Below are 18,424 nucleotides of genomic sequence, written 5' to 3' on the forward strand. Positions count from 1 at the left end.
GACGCATTTTCCCACGGAGTCGGATTCTGTGCAAATCTCGGTTGAAATCGAGAACGGAGCGGGGCGAACGGCGAGAGATAATGCGCCGCAGGGTGGAGCGCCCAGCCTTTGGACCCTTCTCATCGTCTTCACCAAGCTCGGGGTGACAAGCATCGGCAACGGCGTCAATGGCATGCTGCATGCGGAGCTTGTCGTTGCCAGACGCTGGCTGAGCGAAGACGAGTTCCTTTCCGGTCTTGCGGTCAGTCAGGCGATGCCCGGCGTCAACATCGCCAACCTGGCGCTTTGGCTGGGCTACCAGCAGCGCGGGATCACCGGGGCGCTTGTCGCGCTGACCGCCGTGGTCGTGCCGCCGGCCGTCATCATTGTACTTATCGGCGGGTCGCTTTTACGGCTGAGCGCCAATCCTGTCATCGGCGCGTTGCTTGCCGGTCTTGCGACGGCTGCTGCGGGTCTCTCGCTGTCGGTGGGGTATCGCGCCGCCCGCCATGCCTATCGCGACTGGTTTTCCGGCGTGCTTTTCATAGCAGCCCTGGCCGGCGGCATTGTCTTCCATTTCTCCGCAATCGCGCTTGTCGGCGTTCTGGCGCCTGTTGGCATCGGTATCGGTTTCCTGAGGGCCTGGCGTGAAGGACGATAATCTGCTGGTCGCGCTCTGTCTGACGTTCGCGCCGCTTTCGCTGCTGGCGATCGGCGGCGGCGCCTCTATCCTGGGCGAACTGCAGGCTGTTGTCGTCGACCAATCTCATTGGCTGACCAAGCAGGGGTTCCTGGACATCTTTGCCATCTCACGAGTTGCGCCCGGCCCGGGCACGTTGATCGTGACGCTGATCGGCTGGAAGATTGATGGCCTGGCGGGCGCTATTGTCGCAACGATCGCCATCTTCGCGCCGTCGTCTCTGCTCATTCTGATCGTCGCGCATTTCTGGCACAGCAGGCCCAACGCGATCTGGCAGCGCGCCCTGATTTACGGGCTGTCGCCGCTTGCCGCCGCACTCGTGCTCTCCAGTGCCTATTTCCTGCTGAGCAATGCAAGGGGTGGCTGGATCGCCTGGATTGTCGCGCTAGCCATTGCGGTTGCCGCGCAGAGGCTGCGGCTCGGAGCCCTGGCGCTGATGGGGGCGGGATCCCTGTTGTTTTGCGGTCTTGCTCTAGTTGCCGGGTGATCCATCGGCGATGGCTTGCCCAATAGATTAAATCATTCTTACGTGACCGTTTAGTTAACTGTTGACAATTTTCTGAAAACAATCGACCATGAGTTATGTCAGGCCGCGCTGCCTGCAGAAAGGTTCGGGAGGAACGATGACCTTTGTGGAGCTAAATAAGCTTACCAAGCGCTATGGTGCCATGACGGCGGTCAACGGCGTCGACCTTGCCATAGAAAAGGGAACCCTCGTTTGCCTGCTCGGCCCTTCGGGGTGCGGCAAGACAACCACGCTTCGCCTCGTTGCAGGTTTCATCAAGCCATCAGATGGACAGATCAAGGTCGGCGGCCGGGTCATGTCATCGGCGTCAGGCAGCGAGCCGCCGGAAGCGCGCAACATGTCGATGATCTTCCAGAGCTATGCGCTCTGGCCGCACATGACCGTCGCCGAAAACGTCGCTTACGGCTTGAAACTGCGTAAGCTCGGCAAGGCCGAGATCGAGACGCGCACCAATCGCATTCTCCAGGCAACCAAGCTTGCCAATCTCGCAGCCCGCTATCCATCCGAATTGTCGGGCGGCCAGCAGCAGCGCGTGTCGCTGGCGCGTGCGCTGGTGGTCGAACCCGAAACGCTTCTCCTCGATGAGCCGCTTTCCAATCTGGATGCGAACCTGCGCGAAGAGATGCGTTTCGAGATCCGTCGGCTGCATGACGAATTCCGCTACACGACCGTCTATGTGACGCATGACCAGACCGAAGCCATGACTGCTGCCAACCTCATCGTCGTGATGAAGCAGGGCAATATCGAGCAGGCCGGATCGCCGGAAGATATTTACGAGCGGCCGCGGTCCGAATTCGTGGCCCAGTTCATCGGCGGATCGAACATCTTCAGGGGTAAGCGCGTCGGCGACAGGAGCGTCGACTGCGGTGGCGGCCTGATCCTCGATTGCGGCAGCGGCGAGTTTGAAGGCAACGACGAGGTGGCCGTCTCGGTACGCCATCACGACATGCATCTGACAGCTGAGAAGCCCGCTGGCGATCCCAACAACTGGGCGACCGGCAAGGTCGCGCGCCAGGTCTATCTCGGCTCGCACCGCGACTACCTGATCAGCCTGCCAAGCGGCGAGACCGTGCGCGCGATTGCGCCCGTCAGCGTCGCGATCCCGGAAAACCAGCAAGTCTGGCTTCACTGCCCGCCTGATCGTTGTCGGGCGCTCGTACATTAAGGGAGGAGAATGACATGACGAGAATGAGGATTGCAGCTGTTGCAGTTATCGCGTCACTGGGATGGGGGCATGCCGTCTGGGCGGCAGTGCCCGAACCATACCAGGCGACGCCGGATCTGGTGAGTGCGGCCACGAAGGAGGGGCTGGTCGTCTACTACACCTCAACCGACGTTCAGGTCGCCGAAAAGCTCGGCGAGGCGTTCGAGAAGAAATATCCGGGCATGAAGGTGCAGGTCGAGCGCGCCGGTTCCGAGCGCGTCTATCAGCGCATCGGGCAGGAATATTCGAGCGGCATTCACAATGCCGACGTCATCGAGACCTCGGATGCGTCGAACTTCCTGGTCTTCAAGGATCAGGATTGGCTGATGCCGGCCGTTCCGGAAGATGTTGCCAAGCTCTGGCCGGAAAAGGATCGCGATCCCGACGGGATGTACGCTGCCTTCCGCGCAACGCTCACGGTCATGGCCTATCGCACGGACCTGGTGAAGGCGGAAGATGCGCCCAAGACCTGGAAGGATCTGCTGGATCCCAAATACAAGGGCAAGCTCGTCAAGTCGCATCCCGGCTATAGCGGCAACGTCATGACGGCGACCTACGCGCTCAGCCAGCTGCTCGGCTGGGACTATTTCCAGAAGCTTGGCCAGCAGAGCGTGATGCAGGTCCAGTCCTCGACCGAGCCGCCGAAGGTGCTGGCCCAGGGCGAGCGCCCGATCGAAGCTGACGGCAACGAGTACAATGTCTTCATTCTTCAGGACAAGGGCGTGCCGATCAAGGCAATCTATCCGCCGGAAGGCACCTCCATCGCCTACGGCAATGCGGCCATTCTCAAATACGCTCCGCACCCGAACGCTGCGAAACTCTTCTATTCGTTCATGTTCTCGCAGCAGGCACAGCAGCTTAACGACGATATCGGCGGATTGCGCTCCGTGCGTCCCGACGTGAAGGAAAAGTCGACCCGCACGCCGCTGTCGCAGATCAAGATCATCGAGTCCAATCCCTCGGCTGTTCGCGATGCCGTCGAGGACATCAAGCAGAAATACGAGCAGTATTTCGGAACGTGACCTCCGGGGGAGGTGTCTGCTTCAGGCGGCGCCTTCCCCAAGGTCCATCGAGATCAGGCCCGGGAAGAAACGCATCCTGCGACACTGCGCCCGACTTCCCGGTGCCTGGTACTCACTAGCAGCCACTGACCCTGTGTCGGAACCGATCGGCCCTGCCGATGATGTTCCGCGAAAATTCGGATCGGCAAGCAATGTCTCGGATGAACGCGCAAACCACCAAAGGTGAAACGGTGACAAACCTCGCACTCTCTGCTGCGACCTCTAAAAAGCAGCGCCTCGTCAGGTTCGATCTGTCGACGCCGCTCTTTATCTTTCTGGCGCTTGTCCTGTGCGTGCTTGTCATCTTGCCGCTTTTCTGGCTCGGCTATTACGCTTTTACCACCAAGAGCGGATCGCCGACCCTCGCAAATTTCATCCGGCTCTTTTCCGATCCGACGATCCGCAAAGCTTTTTCGATTTCGGTGGCGATGGCCGCCTGCGTCGGCTTCTTTTCCTGCCTGGTCGCAACGCCGCTCGCGTGGCTGGTCGCGCGCACCGATATGCCCGGACAAAAGCTCATTCGCAGCCTCGTCACCGCTTCCTTCGTGACGCCGCCTTTCCTGGGGGCGATTGCCTGGGCAATGCTGGCCGCGCCCAACAGCGGCATTCTCAACAATATCTATCGCTGGGCCTTCGGCCTCGATCAGTCGGAAGCGCTGTTCAACATCTACACCTTCACCGGTCTTGTGTTCACGATCACCTGCTATTCCTTTCCCTTCGTATTCACGCTTGTCGCCAATGCCTTCGACAAGGTGCCGTCCGATCTTGAGGAAGCGTCCGCAATCCTCGGCGGCAAGCCGGGAACGACGCTCTGGCGCGTGACGCTGCCGATGGTGCTGCCGTCCATGCTCGCCGGCTCGTTGATCGCAATCGTCCAGGCCTTCACCATGTTCGGCTCTCCTGCCATCCTGGCGTTGCCGGCTGGCTTCCATGTTCTGACGACGAAGATCTGGAGCTATTTCCAATTCCCCCCGAGGCTTGATCTCGCCGCGGCCAGCGCCGTGCCGCTGTTGATCGTGACAATGTTCCTGCTCTGGCTGCAGAAGTGGCTGCTCGGCCGCCGTGGCTACACTGTCGTCGGCGGCAAGAGCGGCGTGCCGCGGCGAGTCGAGCTGGGCGGGTGGAAGTGGCTGGCCGGACTGTTCGTGCTGGTGATCCTCTGCGTGACCATCATTTTCCCCTACCTGGCTCTGCTGAAGGTCGCGCTGACGCATAATATTTCCGAGCCGCTCTCCTGGAGCTCGCTGACCTTTCATAATTTCGAGTTCGTGCTGTTCGAGCTATCGAGCACGAGGCTCGCGATCTGGAACACCTTTATCGTCGGGATTTTGACGGCAACGATCGGCACTGGTATCGCGCTTGTCGTGGCATATCTGGTGGCACGCCGGGCGGTGAGATATTCCTCGTGGCTCGGAGTGCTTGCCATGGCCCCGATCGCCGTGCCGGGGATCGTGCTCGGTGTCGGATTGTTCCTTGCTTACGCCAATACGACTTTCCATCTCTACGGAACCTTGTGGATTTTGCTGATCGCCTTCCTGACGCTGGAACTGCCGGCAGGCTATCAGCAGCTTTCCGCATCGTTCCACGGCGTGCATCCTGAATTGGAGGAGGCAAGCCGCATCCTCGGCGCGACACGCTTGCGCAGCCTGTGGCAGATCACGGCGCCGCTCCTGCGAACCAGCATCATCGCGGCCTGGTGCTTCGTCTTCATCGGCACCATTCGCGAACTGTCGGCGACGATCCTTCTGACCACGGCTCCGACCAAGCTCGTCTCGGTCATCATCTACGACCTGAACGAAAGTGGTGACTACGGCGCGATCTCGGTTCTCGGCATCCTGCTTCTGATCGTTTCCTTCGGCGTTGTCTTCATCGCCAACAAGATCCCGGTCCTTGGCGGCTCCGGACCGAAGAACAGCGGTGTTTGAGGCAGCAAGGCGTTGGACGGAGGAATATAACCTTTGATTGCGGAATGGCCCAAGGCGTTGCCGGCTTGCCGGATATAGGGAAGTTGGGTTAAGCCGCGCGATAAACTTCACGACGGATCTACGGCTCATGACGAACGGCACCGAAAAGACACCCGGGCTTTCGCCTATCGACTTCCTCAGGACGCGTTCCCTGGCGAACGCAGTCCAGACGGAGATCGAGCGGATGATCGTGGAAGGCGAGTTCACCCCGAACGAGCGGATCAATGAGAACGCCCTTGCGCAACGCCTGAAGGTCAGCCGCGGCCCCATCCGCGAGGCCTGCAGCGCGCTGGCCGCGCTAGGCCTCATTCAGGTCATCCCGAACCGGGGCTTCTTCGTCAGGGAACTCAGCGACGAGGAGGCCCGCGAAGTCTCCGAAGCGCGGGCCTATCTCTTTGCCTGCATCGTCATGGGCGTGGCAAAGAATGCCGGCGAGGGTGGTATTGCAACGCTTGCCGGCCTCGTCGACCGCATGGATCAGATCGCGGAGATGGGGGAGGTCAGCGACTATTATCCGGTCAATCTCGCCTTCCACTCGGAGCTGACGACGCTTTGCGGCAACCGGCGCCTGGCGCAAATGTATCTCGGGCTTGCGCGCGAGCTGCACATCCAGCGCTACAGGGCGCTCGCCAGCGGCGATGTCCTCAACACTTCCAATGCCGAGCATCGAGAGATCCTCGACGCCGTCAAAGCGCATGACGAACAGCGCGCCTTTGCGGCGGGCTATGCGCATATCGCCAACGGCACGGTTCGCACGCGCCGGGCAGCCTGGGCACGTCATCCCGCCTAAGCGCAGTCATCGGCGACTGGTCGGAACACTCCAACCTTCTTTGGCATCCTGAGCCTTCGAAAACCTACGCTCTTGCCCTGGCCGGCGCCGTAAAGGCAGCGATTGCCGTCTCGTCATGCCCTGCTTCCACGAGGAGCCGCCGTGCAAGTTCCATCGCCGGCCCGCTCAGGGCACCGTCAGGCCGGACAAGGTGAAATGCCACGTGGTAGTCCAGGGTCCGGTCAGAAACCGGGACCAGGCGGCCGGACGCAAGCGCTGCATCCGAAAGCGGAGGCCGCGCCAAGGCAATGCCGACGCCCTGGATACAGGCATCGATAACGAGATTGTAGTCCTCGAAGCGGCGATCCTGGCCGCGAGGCAGATACTCGACATCCTCGGCCGCAAGCCAGCGGCGCCAGCCCTCGATATTTGAATCGTGCAGGATCGGTATCGTCAGCAGCGATCGTGCATCGCAGCTCTGCCCGAGCCGCTTCGCTATCGAGGGAGCCGCAACCGGAAACGATTTCTCGTGCCACAGGGCCACTGCGCGCACGCCGGCCCAGGGTCCCTTTCCGCAACGGATCGCAAGGTCCGTTCCCTCGCTGAACTCCGCCAGCCGGTGTTCGAGCAGGAGATCGAGATGAATGTCGTCGCCTTCGAGATCAGGCAGTCGCGAGAAGAGCCAGAGGGAAGCCACGGACGGTATCAGCGAGAGACGAACCGTCGTCTTGTGCCGCCGGGGGATCCAGCGCTCATCCGTGTCGCCGAGAAGGGCAAGCGCCTCTTGTGTACGGGCGAAAAAGCGGATGCCCTCCGGGGTAAGGCTGACGCCTCGGGCCTGTCGCGCAAAGAGCCGCAAACCCAGCCAACGCTCCAGCCGGGATATCTGCCGGGAGACCGCGCCATGGGTGATGCCGCCTTCCTCCGCCGCCGCGGAAAAGGAACCGAGGCGTGCTGCGCGGGCGAAGGTCTCGAGCGTATCGAGTGGCGGCAGGCTTTGCGAGCTGTGAACCATAGGCACATCAGATCACTGATTGCGGTGCTTTTCAAGCCGTAGCCGAACGCCTATTCAGCTTTCGAAACGGGTGGGAGGAGAGCATGACCGCAATAACCGGTGATACCGGGGCAAAAAGCAGATTTGACGTCGTGGCCTTTTTGGCAATCGTCGTGACGATCGTCTTCTGGGCCTCGTCATTTGTCGTCATCCGTGTCTGCCTCGGGCCTTTGACGCCGGTTGAACTTGCGACCGCGCGTTATGTAACGGCCGGTCTCATTGCCTTTGGCTATCTGGCGTTCCGATGGATTGCGCCGAGCAGGCAGGATTTTCTGCGCATCTCGGTCGCCGCGATTCTGTTCATCGCGGCTTACGCCGTTCTCCTCAATACCGGGGAGCAAACCGTGCCGGCGGGGCCTGCGAGCTTCATCATCAATACGATGCCTGTTTTCACCGCGTTGATCGCGACTTTTGTCCTTGGAGAGCGCTTCGGCCACTGGGGATGGTTCGGCACAGCCGTGTCCTTCGGCGGCGTTGCCCTGATTGCAGTTGGTGCGGATGGCGGGTTCGGGCTTGATCCCAATGCCGTCCTGATCCTCGGCGCTGCCCTTTGTTCCGCGGTCGCAAGCGTGCTTCAGAAGCCGGTTCTTGGCCGCATGCCGGCGCTGACCGTCACCGCCTGGGTTCTGCTGATCGGTTCGGTTCCGCTTTTCCCCGCGGTTCCCACGACCGTCAAGGCGCTCATTGCAGCGCCGGCGATCGTGAACTGGAGCGTCGCCTATCTGGTGATCTTCCCGACAGCGATCGGCTATGTGACCTGGGCGATCGCCTTGAAGCGCCTGTCGGCCGCGCGTGCCACCAACTTCCTCTATGGTGTACCGCCGACGGCGACGTTGGTCGGTTTCCTATGGCTGGGCGAAGCCCCTTCGCTGGTTGGAGCGATCGGTGGGGCCATGGCGATCCTCGGTGTCGTCATCGTCAATGTGATGCGACGCAGGTAAGCACACCGTAGCGAGTTCAGGCTCTTACAAAAGCAAGAAGCCGCCCTTGTTGGGCGGCTTCTTGTCATTAGGCGTCACATCTCAGTGGAACAGGTTCTGGACGAACATCGACACGCCAGGGATGAGGGTCACGATCATCAGCGTCGTCCAGAGCGCCACCATGAAGGGCCAGATCGAGCGGACGACCTTGCTGACCGGCACTTCGCCGATTGCGCAGCCGAGATAGAAGGCAGCGCCGACCGGCGGCGTGTTGAGACCGATGGTGGAGTTCAAGAGTACGATGATGCCGAACTGGACCGGGTCCATGCCGTAATGCGTGACGATCGGCAGGAAGATCGGCGTGCAGACCAGGATGTGTGCCGCCATGTCCAAGAAGATGCCGAAGATGAAGAGCGCGATATTGACCAGGATGAAGATCACCCAGGGCTGGCTGGAAATATCGCTCAGCGCATCGCCCACCATGTCGGCAACGCCATAGATGCTCATCAGATAGCCGAACATCGTCGAAATGCCGATCAGCAGCAGGACGACACCCGTCGTCTTCGTGGCCTTTGCGACCGCCTTCAGGAAATTGTCGAGCGACAGGCTGCGATAGACAAAGATCGTCAGCAGCAGCGCGTAGAGAACCGCGACTGCACCGGCTTCGGCGGCCGTGAACACGCCGGAGAGAATGCCGCCGACGATGATCACGATGATGAACAGGCCCGGCACTGCCGAGGCAAGGCTGCGGAAGACCTCTTCCCAGCCCGGAAACTCGCCGCGGGCATAGCCGCGTGAGCGGGCGACGAAATAAGCGGTCAGTACGTTGGCGATGGTGAGGATGACCGCAGGTACGGCGCCGGCCATGATCAGCGCGTTCATCGATACGACGCCGCCGGCGGCCAGCGAATAGATGATCATGTTATGGCTGGTCGGCATCAGCGCGCCGACGAGCGACGAATAGGTGGTGACGTTGACGGCGTAGTCGGAATCGATGCCCTCGCGCTTCATCAGCGGGATCAGCGCTGAGCCCATGGCCGAGACGTCGGCGACCGGCGAGCCGGAGACACCGCCGAACATGGTGCAGGCGACGACGTTGGTCATTCCGAGACCGCCCCGCACATGGCCGACCATCGCCTTCGAGCAGCGGATGAGGCGGTCAGCAATGCCGCCATACATCATCAGTTCGCCGGTGAAGATGAAGAACGGAATGGTCAGGAACGAGAAGGTGCTCATGCCTGATGCCATGCGCTGGAAGACGACGGCGAGCGGCAGGCCTTCGTAAAGCACGGTCGCAATGGACGACAGCCCGATCGCGAAAATGACCGGCATGCCGAGCAGCAGCCCGACGATGAAGGTAACGCAGAGAAGGATCAATGCCATGACGGGATAACCTTGATATGCAGGACGGCAGCAACGATCCGCTCGACTGCGAAGAGGGCGATCAGCAGGCCGCCGACGACCAGCGGCACGTAGCTCCAGGCCTGCGAGATCGGCAGGCCGGGATTGATGTAGGCGGCCATTTCCATGGCAAGCTCACCGCCGCTCCAGGCCATGGCGAGGCCGAAGGCGATCATGCCCAGATAAACGATGATCTCGGCGCAGAGATGAAAGAAGGGCGGCGCCAGCTTCAGCAGCGAGTCCATGCCGATGTGGCGACCGTCGCGCACGCCGACGGCGGCGGCAAAGCAGGTCACGTAGAGCATCAGCACCAGCGCGAAGATTTCGGTCCAGGCCGGCGAGTCATTGAGAATGTAACGTCCGAAGATCTGGTAGAGCACCGCAGCGACGATCAGCAGCGTGCCTGCCACCGCGACCATGAGGCAGATCTTGGAAAGCCACGCGTGAATGGCGAAATAGACACCGAGGGCGCCTGTTGTATTGACGGTCGTACGGATCTCGCCGGATTCAATGCTGGCCCCATCGGGCGTGACATGCGCATGCGCGACCATGGCTTTCTCCTCGAATAGACTGAGAGAAGAGGAAAAGCCGGGGCCGCTTGTGTGCGACCCCGGCGGGCAGGATTACTTCGTGGCCTTGATCTGCTTGATCATGTCCTGCAGCTTGGGGTCGGTGACGAACTGGTCGTAGATCGGCTTCATCGCCTGCTCGAAGGGTGCCTTGTCGAGCGTGATGACTTCGACGCCGGCTGCCGTGACCTTCGCCTTCGAGGTCGCTTCCATCGCGTCCCACTGCTGGCGCATGTAGGTGACGGACTGCTTGGCGAGCTTGCGGATCAGCTGCTGCTCGTCCGGCGACATGCTGTCGTAGAGATGCTTCGACATCAGCAGCACGTCAGGAGACATGGAGTGTTCGCTGAGCTCGTAATACTTGGCGATCTCGAAGTGGTGGAAGTTATAGAAGCTGGACCAGTTGTTTTCTGCGCCGTCGATCAGGCCGGTCTTGAGGCCGGTGAAGACTTCGCCCGTTGCCATCGGCGTAGCGTTGGCGCCGAGTGCCTTCATCATGGCGACCCAGACGTCCGACTGCTGCACACGGATCTTCATGCCCTTCAGGTCTTCGAGCTTGCGAACCGGCTTGGTCGTGTAGAAGGAGCGCGAACCGCTGTCGTAGAAGGCGAGGCCGACGAGGCCGTGCGCATCGCAATCGCCGAGGATCTGGTCGCCGATCGGGCCGTCGAGAACGGTACGCATCTGTGCCTGGTCATGGAACATGAAAGGCAGGACCGGAACCATCATGGCCGGGCAGATGGTGTTCAGCGTGCCGGCGTTGACGCGGATAAAATCGAGCGCGCCGAGCTTTACCTGCTCGATCGTGTCCTTCTCGGAGCCGAGTTCCGAATTCGGGAATACCTTGATGGTGTACTTGCCGTTGGTCGCCTTGCCAAGCTCATCGCTCAGATACTGCACGGCCTTGACGGTCGGATAATCCGGCGGCTGAACGTCGGCCGAACGCAGCGGACGTGCTTCTGCGGCGGTGAATGCGCCGAGGGCCAGAAGGCCGGCAAACGCGGTGCTCAGGAGTGTATTGCGAAACATGGATGGTTCCCCTTTCCCTATGAAAAGACATGACCCGACCCCTCCGCGCCCTGCGAGGCAGGCGGCCGGTTGGAATGCTGCAATGATGATCGAAAGGATAGGATCGGCGCGGCTAGTTGCGATCAGCCGCCCGAACCCTTGAAATCAGGTTCGGCGGGACCCCCGCCACGCGGTCTATTGTCATGATGTCTTCCTCCCTTGGGCACCGGAACCCCCTCGTTCCGGTAAGATGTTGTTATTCCTGGTAAGCCGTCAGACCAAAAAGCGCTTCCGAATTGTCGACCAGCGCCAGCTTCCTTGCATGCTCGTCCGGTAGCCAGCCGAGTACGGTGTCGGTCAGGTCGGCATCGTCAGGATAGTCGGCCTGTTGCTTGGCAAGATTGTGCGGCCAGTTCGTGCCCCAGACGATCCGCTCGGGCGCATAGGCGGCAAGTTCGCGCGCCACGGCTGCGATATCCTCATAGTCAGGCCCACCCGACTTGGACGACTCGTAGCAGCCGGCGAATTTGAACCAGCAGCGGCCCTTGTCGATGAGCCGCTTCAGCGCATCGATCTGCGGGCTGTTGGGTGTCACGCCGGAAAAGAACTTGCCGTGATGATCGAAGACCCAGCGCGACTGCATGTTCGAAAGCCGCGCTTCGTGGTCGAGAATGTTGCTGCCGTCGAATTGCACGGCGACCATCCAGTTGCGAGCACTGGCCCGCGCATCGACGGCTTCCAGCGCGCTGAGACCGACGGCTCCGCCCGGGAGATCCATGATCCGCGCGCCGACCACGCCGGCTGCGGCCAATGCATCGAGTTCGGCGTCCGCTGTGGTTTCGTCGATGACGGCGACGCCCTTGGCGACCGATCCCATTTCGGCGAGGCAGGCGATGAGATTGCCGTTGTCACGCTGATGCGCATTGCCCTGCGTGACGATCACGCGATCGATGCCGAGCCAGGTCATGAACTGACGGTATTGCTCGGGGGTGGGCAGCGATCCGACGGGAAGGCCGGGACCGCCCGGCTGGGCGGGATAACCGGGCAGATATATGTGTATCTGCGTATCTACAGCACCCCTGGGTAGAGGAAGACGAGGCAGTCGGCCTGTGAGGGGACGAACGAGCATCTCAGGCGTCCTTCATACGGAATTCGGTGAGCGCATCGCGATTGATCTCGATGCCGAGACCCGGGCCATCAGGGATGGCAACCACGCCGCCGACGTGCTCGATCGGCGTCTTGACGATCGCCTGACGGAAGGGATTGTCGGTCCGGTCAAATTCGAGAATGGGCTCGATCGGATTGACCCGAACCGGGTTCGGGATCATGGCCGCCATGAATTGAAGGGCGGCGGCGATGTGAACGGCCGTGCCCCAGACGTGCGGCACGACGCGAATGCCATGAAGTGCGGCAAGATCCGCGACTCGCTTGGCCTCGGTAAAGCCGCCAACGCCGGCCAGATCCGGCTGGACGATATCGATGGCGCGGGTCTCTATCGGCTCGCGCATACCCCAGCGCGTGTGCCAGGTCTCGCCGCCGGCAACCGGGATCGGCTGGTTGGCGCGAACCTGGCGATAGGCGCCGAGTTGCTCGGGCACGACAGGCTCTTCGTACCAGTCGATGCCGTATTCAGCGGCCCGGCGGCCGAGTTCGACCGCCTCCATCGCGTCATAGCCATGGTTGGCGTCGATCATCAGCCTGACATCGGAACCGATCGCGTCGCGCACGGCACGGATGACACGAAAATCCTCTTCGACATTGAAGCCGATCTTGATCTTGACCGCGTGGAAGCCGGCTTCGGCATGGCGCTTGGTCTCGGCAGCGTTGTCCTCGACGCGGTCGACGCCGTCGCGTTTGAAGCTGCCCGTCGCATAGGCACGGACGCTCTCGCGAAAACGACCGCCGAGGAGGGTCGAGACCGGCACGCCGAAATGCTTGCCCTTGATGTCCCAGAGCGCGATGTCGATGCCCGAAAGCGCCGTGATCGTCAGGCCGCGCTGGCCCTGATCGCGCAGCGCATTGTAGAGCGTGGCCCAGATCTTCTCGGTTTCGAGTGGGTCGGCGCCGATCAGCCTGGAAGCATAGGCTTCGACCACGGCCGCATTGGGCCGCGCCGGACCGAGGCATTCGCCCCAGCCCGTCGTGCCGTCGTCGCAGACGATCTCCACCAGGATGTGCGAGCGGCGGTCGAAGCGCATGGAAGCGCTTTCGAACGGCGTCGGCAGCCGGTAATCGAGGAGATGGGTGCGGACGGCTGATATCTTCATGGTCTTAGCGCTTCCAGGGCGCGATCAGCTTGTCGAGCATGGCGTCTTCTTCCGCCGTCAGGTCGTCGAGCGGCGGACGAACCTTGCCGGCGGCAAAACCCTGCAGGCGGACGCCGGCCTTGATAGCGGCAACCGCATAGCCCTTGCGGCGGGCGCGGATCGCCATGAAGGGATAGAAGAAGTCCTTCAGGATTTCCTCGCAGCGGGCACGTTCCCCAGCGCGCAACGCCTTGTAGAATTCGACGGCCAGCGCCGGCACGAAGTTGAAAACGGCCGAAGAATAGGTGGTAAAGCCGGCGCCGAGATAGGCTTCGGCATAGAGCTCGGCCGTCGGCATGCCGCCGAGATAGGTCAGGCGGTCACCCATGGTCGCCGTGATCTGGCGCACGAGGCCGATATCGCCCGTGCCGTCCTTGAAGCCGACGAGGTTCGGGCATTCGTCGCAAAGGCGCTTCAGCGTATCGACCGCCAGCACCGAATTGTCGCGGTTGTAGACCATGACGCCGATGCCGACCGACTGGCAGATGCGCTTCACATGAGCGTAAAGCCCTTCCTGCGGTGCATCGATCAGATAATGCGGCAGAAGCAGGATGCCATCGGCGCCTGCATTTTCGACATTGCGGGCAAGCTCGACGCCGACATGGGTGCCGAAACCGCAGCCGGAAACGATCGCCGTCTTGCCGGCGGCTTCCTTGGCCGACTTGACGATGCCGGGGATTTCGTCGGGAGACAGTGAGAAGAATTCGCCCGTGCCGCCGGCGGCGAACAGGACGGGAGCATCATAGCCGGCAAGCCATTCGATGTGGCGCTGGTAGGTGTCCTGACGAAACTTTCCTTCGTCGTCAAAATGCGTCACGGGGAACGACAAAAGGCCTGCGCCGAGCGCTTCCTTGATTTCTTGCGGGGTCATCTGGCTTTCCTCTTCTGCCTCCTCAGGCAGGATTTGTCATATAGGCACGCGAAATGCCTGTCAACAACTTATCATACAGGTTTCCGCTGCTCGCGAAGCAGGGCGCGATATCTCTCCTGGCTGCCGCGCAAGTGCCGCCGCATCGCGTTGCGAGCCGCCTCTTCGTCGCCGTCCGAGATGGCAACGACGATCTCGTGGTGCTCCGCATCGATGAGTCGGATATAGTTGATCTGGTCGGCTTCGGTGTCACCGTCGCGGACAGCGGCGCGCGGGATGACACGCGGGCCGATCATGGCCAGAAACTCCCGGAAGCGCGGGTTGTTCGTCGCCTCGGCGATGGCGAGATGGAGCGCGAAATCCGCCTCGCTCGTCGGTGCGCCGGCCTCAAGACATTGGCGCAGCGCGTGGTGGCGCTCGAAGATCGTTTCCTCCTGCGCCGGTGAGCGCCGAAGCGCTGCAAGCCCTGCTGCCTCGACTTCAACGGCGGTTCGCAGCTCCAGCAATTCGATGATCGAAGAGACTCTGGCCAGATCGGGTTGTAGGAGAGGCTGGGCCGGTTGGTCCAGAACGAAGACGCCGGCGCCCTGTTGCGCTTCCACCAGACCGTCGGCGCGGAGTGCTGCGATCGCCTCGCGCACGACAGTCCGGCTGACGCCATGCGTCTCCGTCAGCTGCGATTCGCTCGGCAGTTTTCCACCCGGCGGGAACTGTCCCGTGATGATGGCATGGCGTAGGGTATCGCTCAGCCGCGCAACCAGCGTCTTCGATCGTGATTCCGTCTGCGGCTTTGCCTGGATGGCCACCCTTGCTTCTCCCAAACCCAATGTGGCTGAGAAGGAAAACACTGAGGGAACTCATATGTCAAGTTGATCTCATAAACCTGTGCATCGTCAGTTTGTTGACGGAAGCGTATCAACATGTATGATGAGTTTAGATAACAAGATTGCATATTCGAAGGAGGATTATTGTGCGACGTTTGCTGATCACGGGTGCAGGCGGGGGATTGGGCCGCGCTATGCGCAAAAGGCTTGCATCCATGGCCGAGACGCTTCGTCTTTCCGACATCGTCGATCTCGGAGAGGCTGCGCCGAATGAGGAGATCGTCACTTGCGATCTCGGCGATGCAGAGGCTGTTCATCGGCTCGTCGAGGGTTGCGATGCGATCCTGCATCTCGGCGGCATCTCCGTCGAGGACAAGTTTTCCAAGATTCTCAACGCCAATCTTCTTGGGCTCTACAATCTCTATGAGGCGGCACGCGCCCATGGAAAGCCGCGCATTCTCTTTGCAAGCTCCAACCACACAGTCGGTTTCTATCGACAGGACGAGCATCTCGACGTGACCGATCCGATGAAGCCGGACGGGCTTTACGGCGTGTCGAAATGCTTCGGCGAAGCACTTGCGAGAATGTATTTCGAAAAATTCGAACAGGAGACGGCGATCGTCCGGATCGGCAGCTGCATGGAAAAGCCGACCAACTACCGCATGCTCTCCACCTGGATGTCCTACGACGATTTCACCGACCTGATCGGCTGCGTCTTCCGCGCGCCGATGCTCGGCTGCCCTGTTATCTGGGGTGTGTCGGACAACAATAGCCGCTGGTGGGATAATTCCGCAGCAAGCTTCCTCGGCTGGCGTCCGAAGGACAATGCGGAACGTTTCCGCGCCGAGCTTGAGGCCACCGTTCCGAGGCCGGATCCGGATGCGCCGATCGCCAAATATCAGGGCGGCCAGTTCACGCAGGATCCGATCTTTTCGGAAAACTGACCGAGGGAGAGGAGGCTGTAGCTTCCGATTCCATCTATCGATTGCAGCGGCGCGGGATTTTGGTCCCTCGCCGCAAGTCTTTCTGGATGGCTCTGCCTCTTGCGCCTCAGGCTTTGCATCTGATCGCGGAATCGTCGAAATCCCGTTCAAAACAACCCGCATTTGTCGCCCGATGTCTTGACATAAGCATTGACGCCAGCCACGGTGAAACCGGTTTCAATCGGGATCGAGGAGGAGATCGTGCGGTTCGACCTTTCGATTCTTTGGCCCCATCTTGGCTTCCTTGCCAAGGGTGCGCTTCTGACAGCGGAAGCCTGCGCGCTGGCTTTGATAGGCAGCGTCGTGATGGGCGCTCTTGTCGCCATTGCCCGCACATCAGCCTCGAAGTCCGTCCGTAACGCCGCCTTCGTCTATGTCGATATTTTTCGCAATGTCCCGTTCATCGTCCAGCTGTTCTTCTTCTATTACGGCCTGCCCGAAATAGGGATCTATGTCGACGCCTTCACAACGGGGGTGGTCGCGCTTTCGATTGCCGGTGGCGCCTATGCCTCGGATGTCATTCGCGCCGGTATTCTCGCAATCGACCAAGGCATTATCGAAGCTGCCGAGGTGAGCGGTCTTTCGCGGCGGATCATCTTCACGAAGATCGTGCTGCCGATCGCGCTGCGTACGTCGATCCGGCCGCTCGGCTCGGTGCTGATCAACATGATCCTGACTTCCTCGATCCTCTCGACCATTACGCTGAACGAGTTGACGGGCTCGGCGCAGATCGTGGTCTCGCAAACCTATCGGCCCTTTGAGGTTTATGTCGTGCTTCTGGTCGCCTACGCCGCGCTGACCTATCTCGTCTCGCTCGGCATTGCGCTGCTTCACCGCCGTCTCAACCGCGACATGATGGAGGCGGTGGACTGATGCGCTTCTCGGATTTCACGCCTTATGATATCTGGCTGCTGTTGCAGGGGCTTGGCGTCAGCGTAGGTCTGTTCCTTGTCACGTCGGCGATCGGGCTTCTCATCGGCACCATCTTCGCTGTCTGCCGCTTCTATCGCATTCCGATATTGACTGCGGTCATCGGCTTCCTGACCGAGCTTTTGAAGAATTCGCCGGTGCTGGTGCAGCTCTTTCTCGTCTTTTTCGGGCTTCCCGGCCTTCTTCATATCCGCGTCACGCCGGCGACGGCTGCTACGATCACGCTTTCGGCCAATACTGCCGCCTTCGTCTATGTCATCGCGGTCTCGGCTATCGAATCGATCGGCCGCGACCAGATCGAGGCCGCACGTGTCTTCGGCCTTACCCGATGGCAGGTGCTGCGCCATGTCGTAGCGCCGCAGGCTATGGCCTTTGCCATCGGGCCGTTGACGGCGCTCATGGTCAACCAGTTGCAGGTCACCTCGCTGATATCTGTCATCGGCGTTGTCGATCTGACGAAGATCGGCAACATCCTCAACATGCGCACGCTGAAACCCTTCATCGTGTGGACCGCCGTTGGCCTGCTCTACTACGTCTGCGCGAAGCTTCTTGCCAAGCTCGGCACCCGATTTGAAAACCGGCTCAGGGCGCATGCCGCCTGGAGAGGGCTCTGATATGCTGAAAGTCGAAAATGTCCGGAAATCCTTCGGCTCCGCTACCGTTCTTGACGGAGTTAACCTGACGATCAATCCCGGCGAAGTGGTCTCTATCCTCGGATCCTCGGGTTCCGGCAAGTCGACGCTGATCCGCTGTATCAACGGGCTGGAGAAGCTGAATGGCGGTGCCATCACCGTCGACAATTTCGATGTGAGCAAGCCGAATGAGCTGGCCGAAGCGCGCAAGCGCTCCGCCACGGTGTTCCAGCTCTTCAATCTCTATCCGCACATGACAGTGATTGGAAACATCACGCTGGCGCCGATCGAGGTGCTCAAGAAGCCACGGGCCGAGGCCGAAGCTGCGGCGCGTGCGCTCTTACAGTCCGTTGGCCTCGGTGACCGCGCCGAGGCCTATCCGGCGCAATTGTCCGGCGGTCAGCGGCAGCGCGTCGGCATATGCCGGGCGCTGGCCATGCAGCCGCGCTATCTGCTGCTCGACGAAGTGACGAGCGCGCTTGATCCGGAAATGACGGCAGAGGTCTTGACGATCCTCGCCAAGCTGGCGGCTGAGGGGACGACGATGCTGTTCGTCACACATGAGGTCGAATTTGCCAGGCAGATTTCCAACCGCGTCGTCTTCCTCGACAAGGGCAAGCTGCTCGTCGACCTGCCCACCAAGGATTTCTTTTCCGCCGAAGGCGGCATGGCGAATTCGCGCATCGCCCAGTTCCTTTCCAAAATGCGCAAAGATTAGAGGTATTC

At 60.9% G+C, this 18,424-nt stretch carries 19 protein-coding genes; 11 read left to right on the top strand and 8 right to left on the bottom strand.

Annotated features, from left to right (window positions below; all coding sequences use genetic code 11):
• Positions 1-28 precede the first annotated feature (28 nt).
• The 6 genes from DTW90_RS20975 to DTW90_RS21000 all read left to right on the top strand — a co-directional run bounded on the left by DTW90_RS20975 (position 29) and on the right by DTW90_RS21000 (position 6,224).
• A complete protein-coding gene (locus DTW90_RS20975; protein ID WP_188080002.1) occupies positions 29-640 on the top strand; it encodes a chromate transporter in 612 nt (203 codons plus the stop codon).
• A complete protein-coding gene (locus tag DTW90_RS20980) occupies positions 627-1,166 on the top strand; it encodes a chromate transporter (protein WP_149340670.1) in 540 nt (179 codons plus the stop codon). The genes DTW90_RS20975 and DTW90_RS20980 overlap by 14 nt, the downstream gene beginning before the upstream one ends.
• Before the next feature lie 136 nt (positions 1,167-1,302).
• The gene (locus DTW90_RS20985) at positions 1,303-2,370 is read left to right on the top strand and encodes an ABC transporter ATP-binding protein (RefSeq protein WP_149340672.1); all 1,068 of its coding nucleotides are present in this window, start codon (positions 1,303-1,305) and stop codon (positions 2,368-2,370) included.
• A gap of 14 nt (positions 2,371-2,384) precedes the next feature.
• Entirely contained in the window at positions 2,385-3,431 is a 1,047-nt protein-coding gene (locus DTW90_RS20990; protein ID WP_149340674.1) for an extracellular solute-binding protein, read from the top strand.
• 230 nt (positions 3,432-3,661) lie between these two features.
• Positions 3,662-5,395, top strand: a complete 1,734-nt coding sequence (locus DTW90_RS20995; RefSeq protein WP_245512697.1) for an iron ABC transporter permease — start codon at positions 3,662-3,664, stop codon at positions 5,393-5,395.
• Between the two features lie 127 nt (positions 5,396-5,522).
• On the top strand, positions 5,523-6,224 hold the full coding sequence (locus DTW90_RS21000) for an FCD domain-containing protein (RefSeq protein WP_149340676.1): 702 nt from the start codon (positions 5,523-5,525) through the stop codon (positions 6,222-6,224).
• A 64-nt stretch (positions 6,225-6,288) separates the two neighbouring features.
• Here the strand turns inward: DTW90_RS21000 and DTW90_RS21005 are convergent, their stop codons facing one another.
• Positions 6,289-7,218, bottom strand: a complete 930-nt coding sequence (locus tag DTW90_RS21005) for a LysR family transcriptional regulator (protein WP_149340678.1) — start codon at positions 7,216-7,218, stop codon at positions 6,289-6,291.
• Positions 7,219-7,301: 83 nt separating this feature from the next.
• Here DTW90_RS21005 and DTW90_RS21010 point away from each other — a divergent pair, with 83 nt between their 5' ends.
• Positions 7,302-8,198: a DMT family transporter gene (locus tag DTW90_RS21010; protein ID WP_149340680.1), complete on the top strand. Its 897-nt coding sequence runs from the start codon at positions 7,302-7,304 to the stop codon at positions 8,196-8,198.
• Positions 8,199-8,279: 81 nt separating this feature from the next.
• Here the strand turns inward: DTW90_RS21010 and DTW90_RS21015 are convergent, their stop codons facing one another.
• The 7 genes from DTW90_RS21015 to DTW90_RS21045 form a co-directional block, all read right to left on the bottom strand.
• Complete coding sequence (locus DTW90_RS21015) at positions 8,280-9,560, bottom strand: TRAP transporter large permease (protein ID WP_149340681.1); 1,281 nt, start codon at positions 9,558-9,560, stop codon at positions 8,280-8,282.
• A complete protein-coding gene (locus DTW90_RS21020; RefSeq protein ID WP_132523479.1) occupies positions 9,551-10,129 on the bottom strand; it encodes a TRAP transporter small permease in 579 nt (192 codons plus the stop codon). Before DTW90_RS21020 ends, DTW90_RS21015 begins: the two co-directional genes overlap by 10 nt.
• A gap of 72 nt (positions 10,130-10,201) precedes the next feature.
• Positions 10,202-11,176, bottom strand: a complete 975-nt coding sequence (locus DTW90_RS21025; RefSeq protein ID WP_149340683.1) for a TRAP transporter substrate-binding protein — start codon at positions 11,174-11,176, stop codon at positions 10,202-10,204.
• 235 nt (positions 11,177-11,411) lie between these two features.
• Positions 11,412-12,284 (bottom strand): amidohydrolase family protein, encoded by an 873-nt coding sequence (locus DTW90_RS21030; protein ID WP_149340685.1) that lies wholly within the window; start codon positions 12,282-12,284, stop codon positions 11,412-11,414.
• A gap of 1 nt (position 12,285) precedes the next feature.
• Positions 12,286-13,422, bottom strand: coding sequence for a mandelate racemase/muconate lactonizing enzyme family protein (locus DTW90_RS21035; RefSeq protein WP_149340687.1), 1,137 nt, complete (start codon positions 13,420-13,422; stop codon positions 12,286-12,288).
• Between the two features lie 4 nt (positions 13,423-13,426).
• Entirely contained in the window at positions 13,427-14,332 is a 906-nt protein-coding gene (kdgD, locus tag DTW90_RS21040; RefSeq protein WP_149340689.1) for a 5-dehydro-4-deoxyglucarate dehydratase, read from the bottom strand.
• Between the two features lie 71 nt (positions 14,333-14,403).
• Positions 14,404-15,135: a FadR/GntR family transcriptional regulator gene (locus DTW90_RS21045; RefSeq protein WP_149340690.1), complete on the bottom strand. Its 732-nt coding sequence runs from the start codon at positions 15,133-15,135 to the stop codon at positions 14,404-14,406.
• A 164-nt stretch (positions 15,136-15,299) separates the two neighbouring features.
• On the opposite strand from DTW90_RS21045, the gene DTW90_RS21050 reads away from it, so the two are divergent.
• From DTW90_RS21050 to DTW90_RS21065, 4 genes are all read left to right on the top strand, one after another.
• The gene (locus tag DTW90_RS21050; protein ID WP_149340692.1) at positions 15,300-16,097 is read left to right on the top strand and encodes an NAD(P)-dependent oxidoreductase; all 798 of its coding nucleotides are present in this window, start codon (positions 15,300-15,302) and stop codon (positions 16,095-16,097) included.
• Positions 16,098-16,337: 240 nt separating this feature from the next.
• A complete protein-coding gene (locus DTW90_RS21055; RefSeq protein WP_149340694.1) occupies positions 16,338-17,009 on the top strand; it encodes an amino acid ABC transporter permease in 672 nt (223 codons plus the stop codon).
• Positions 17,009-17,680 (top strand): amino acid ABC transporter permease, encoded by a 672-nt coding sequence (locus DTW90_RS21060; protein ID WP_132523471.1) that lies wholly within the window; start codon positions 17,009-17,011, stop codon positions 17,678-17,680. Before DTW90_RS21055 ends, DTW90_RS21060 begins: the two co-directional genes overlap by 1 nt.
• Position 17,681: 1 nt before the next feature.
• Positions 17,682-18,416: an amino acid ABC transporter ATP-binding protein gene (locus tag DTW90_RS21065; RefSeq protein WP_132523470.1), complete on the top strand. Its 735-nt coding sequence runs from the start codon at positions 17,682-17,684 to the stop codon at positions 18,414-18,416.
• Positions 18,417-18,424 lie beyond the last annotated feature (8 nt).

Source organism: Neorhizobium sp. P12A (assembly GCF_008365395.1).
Lineage (GTDB): Bacteria > Pseudomonadota > Alphaproteobacteria > Rhizobiales > Rhizobiaceae > Rhizobium.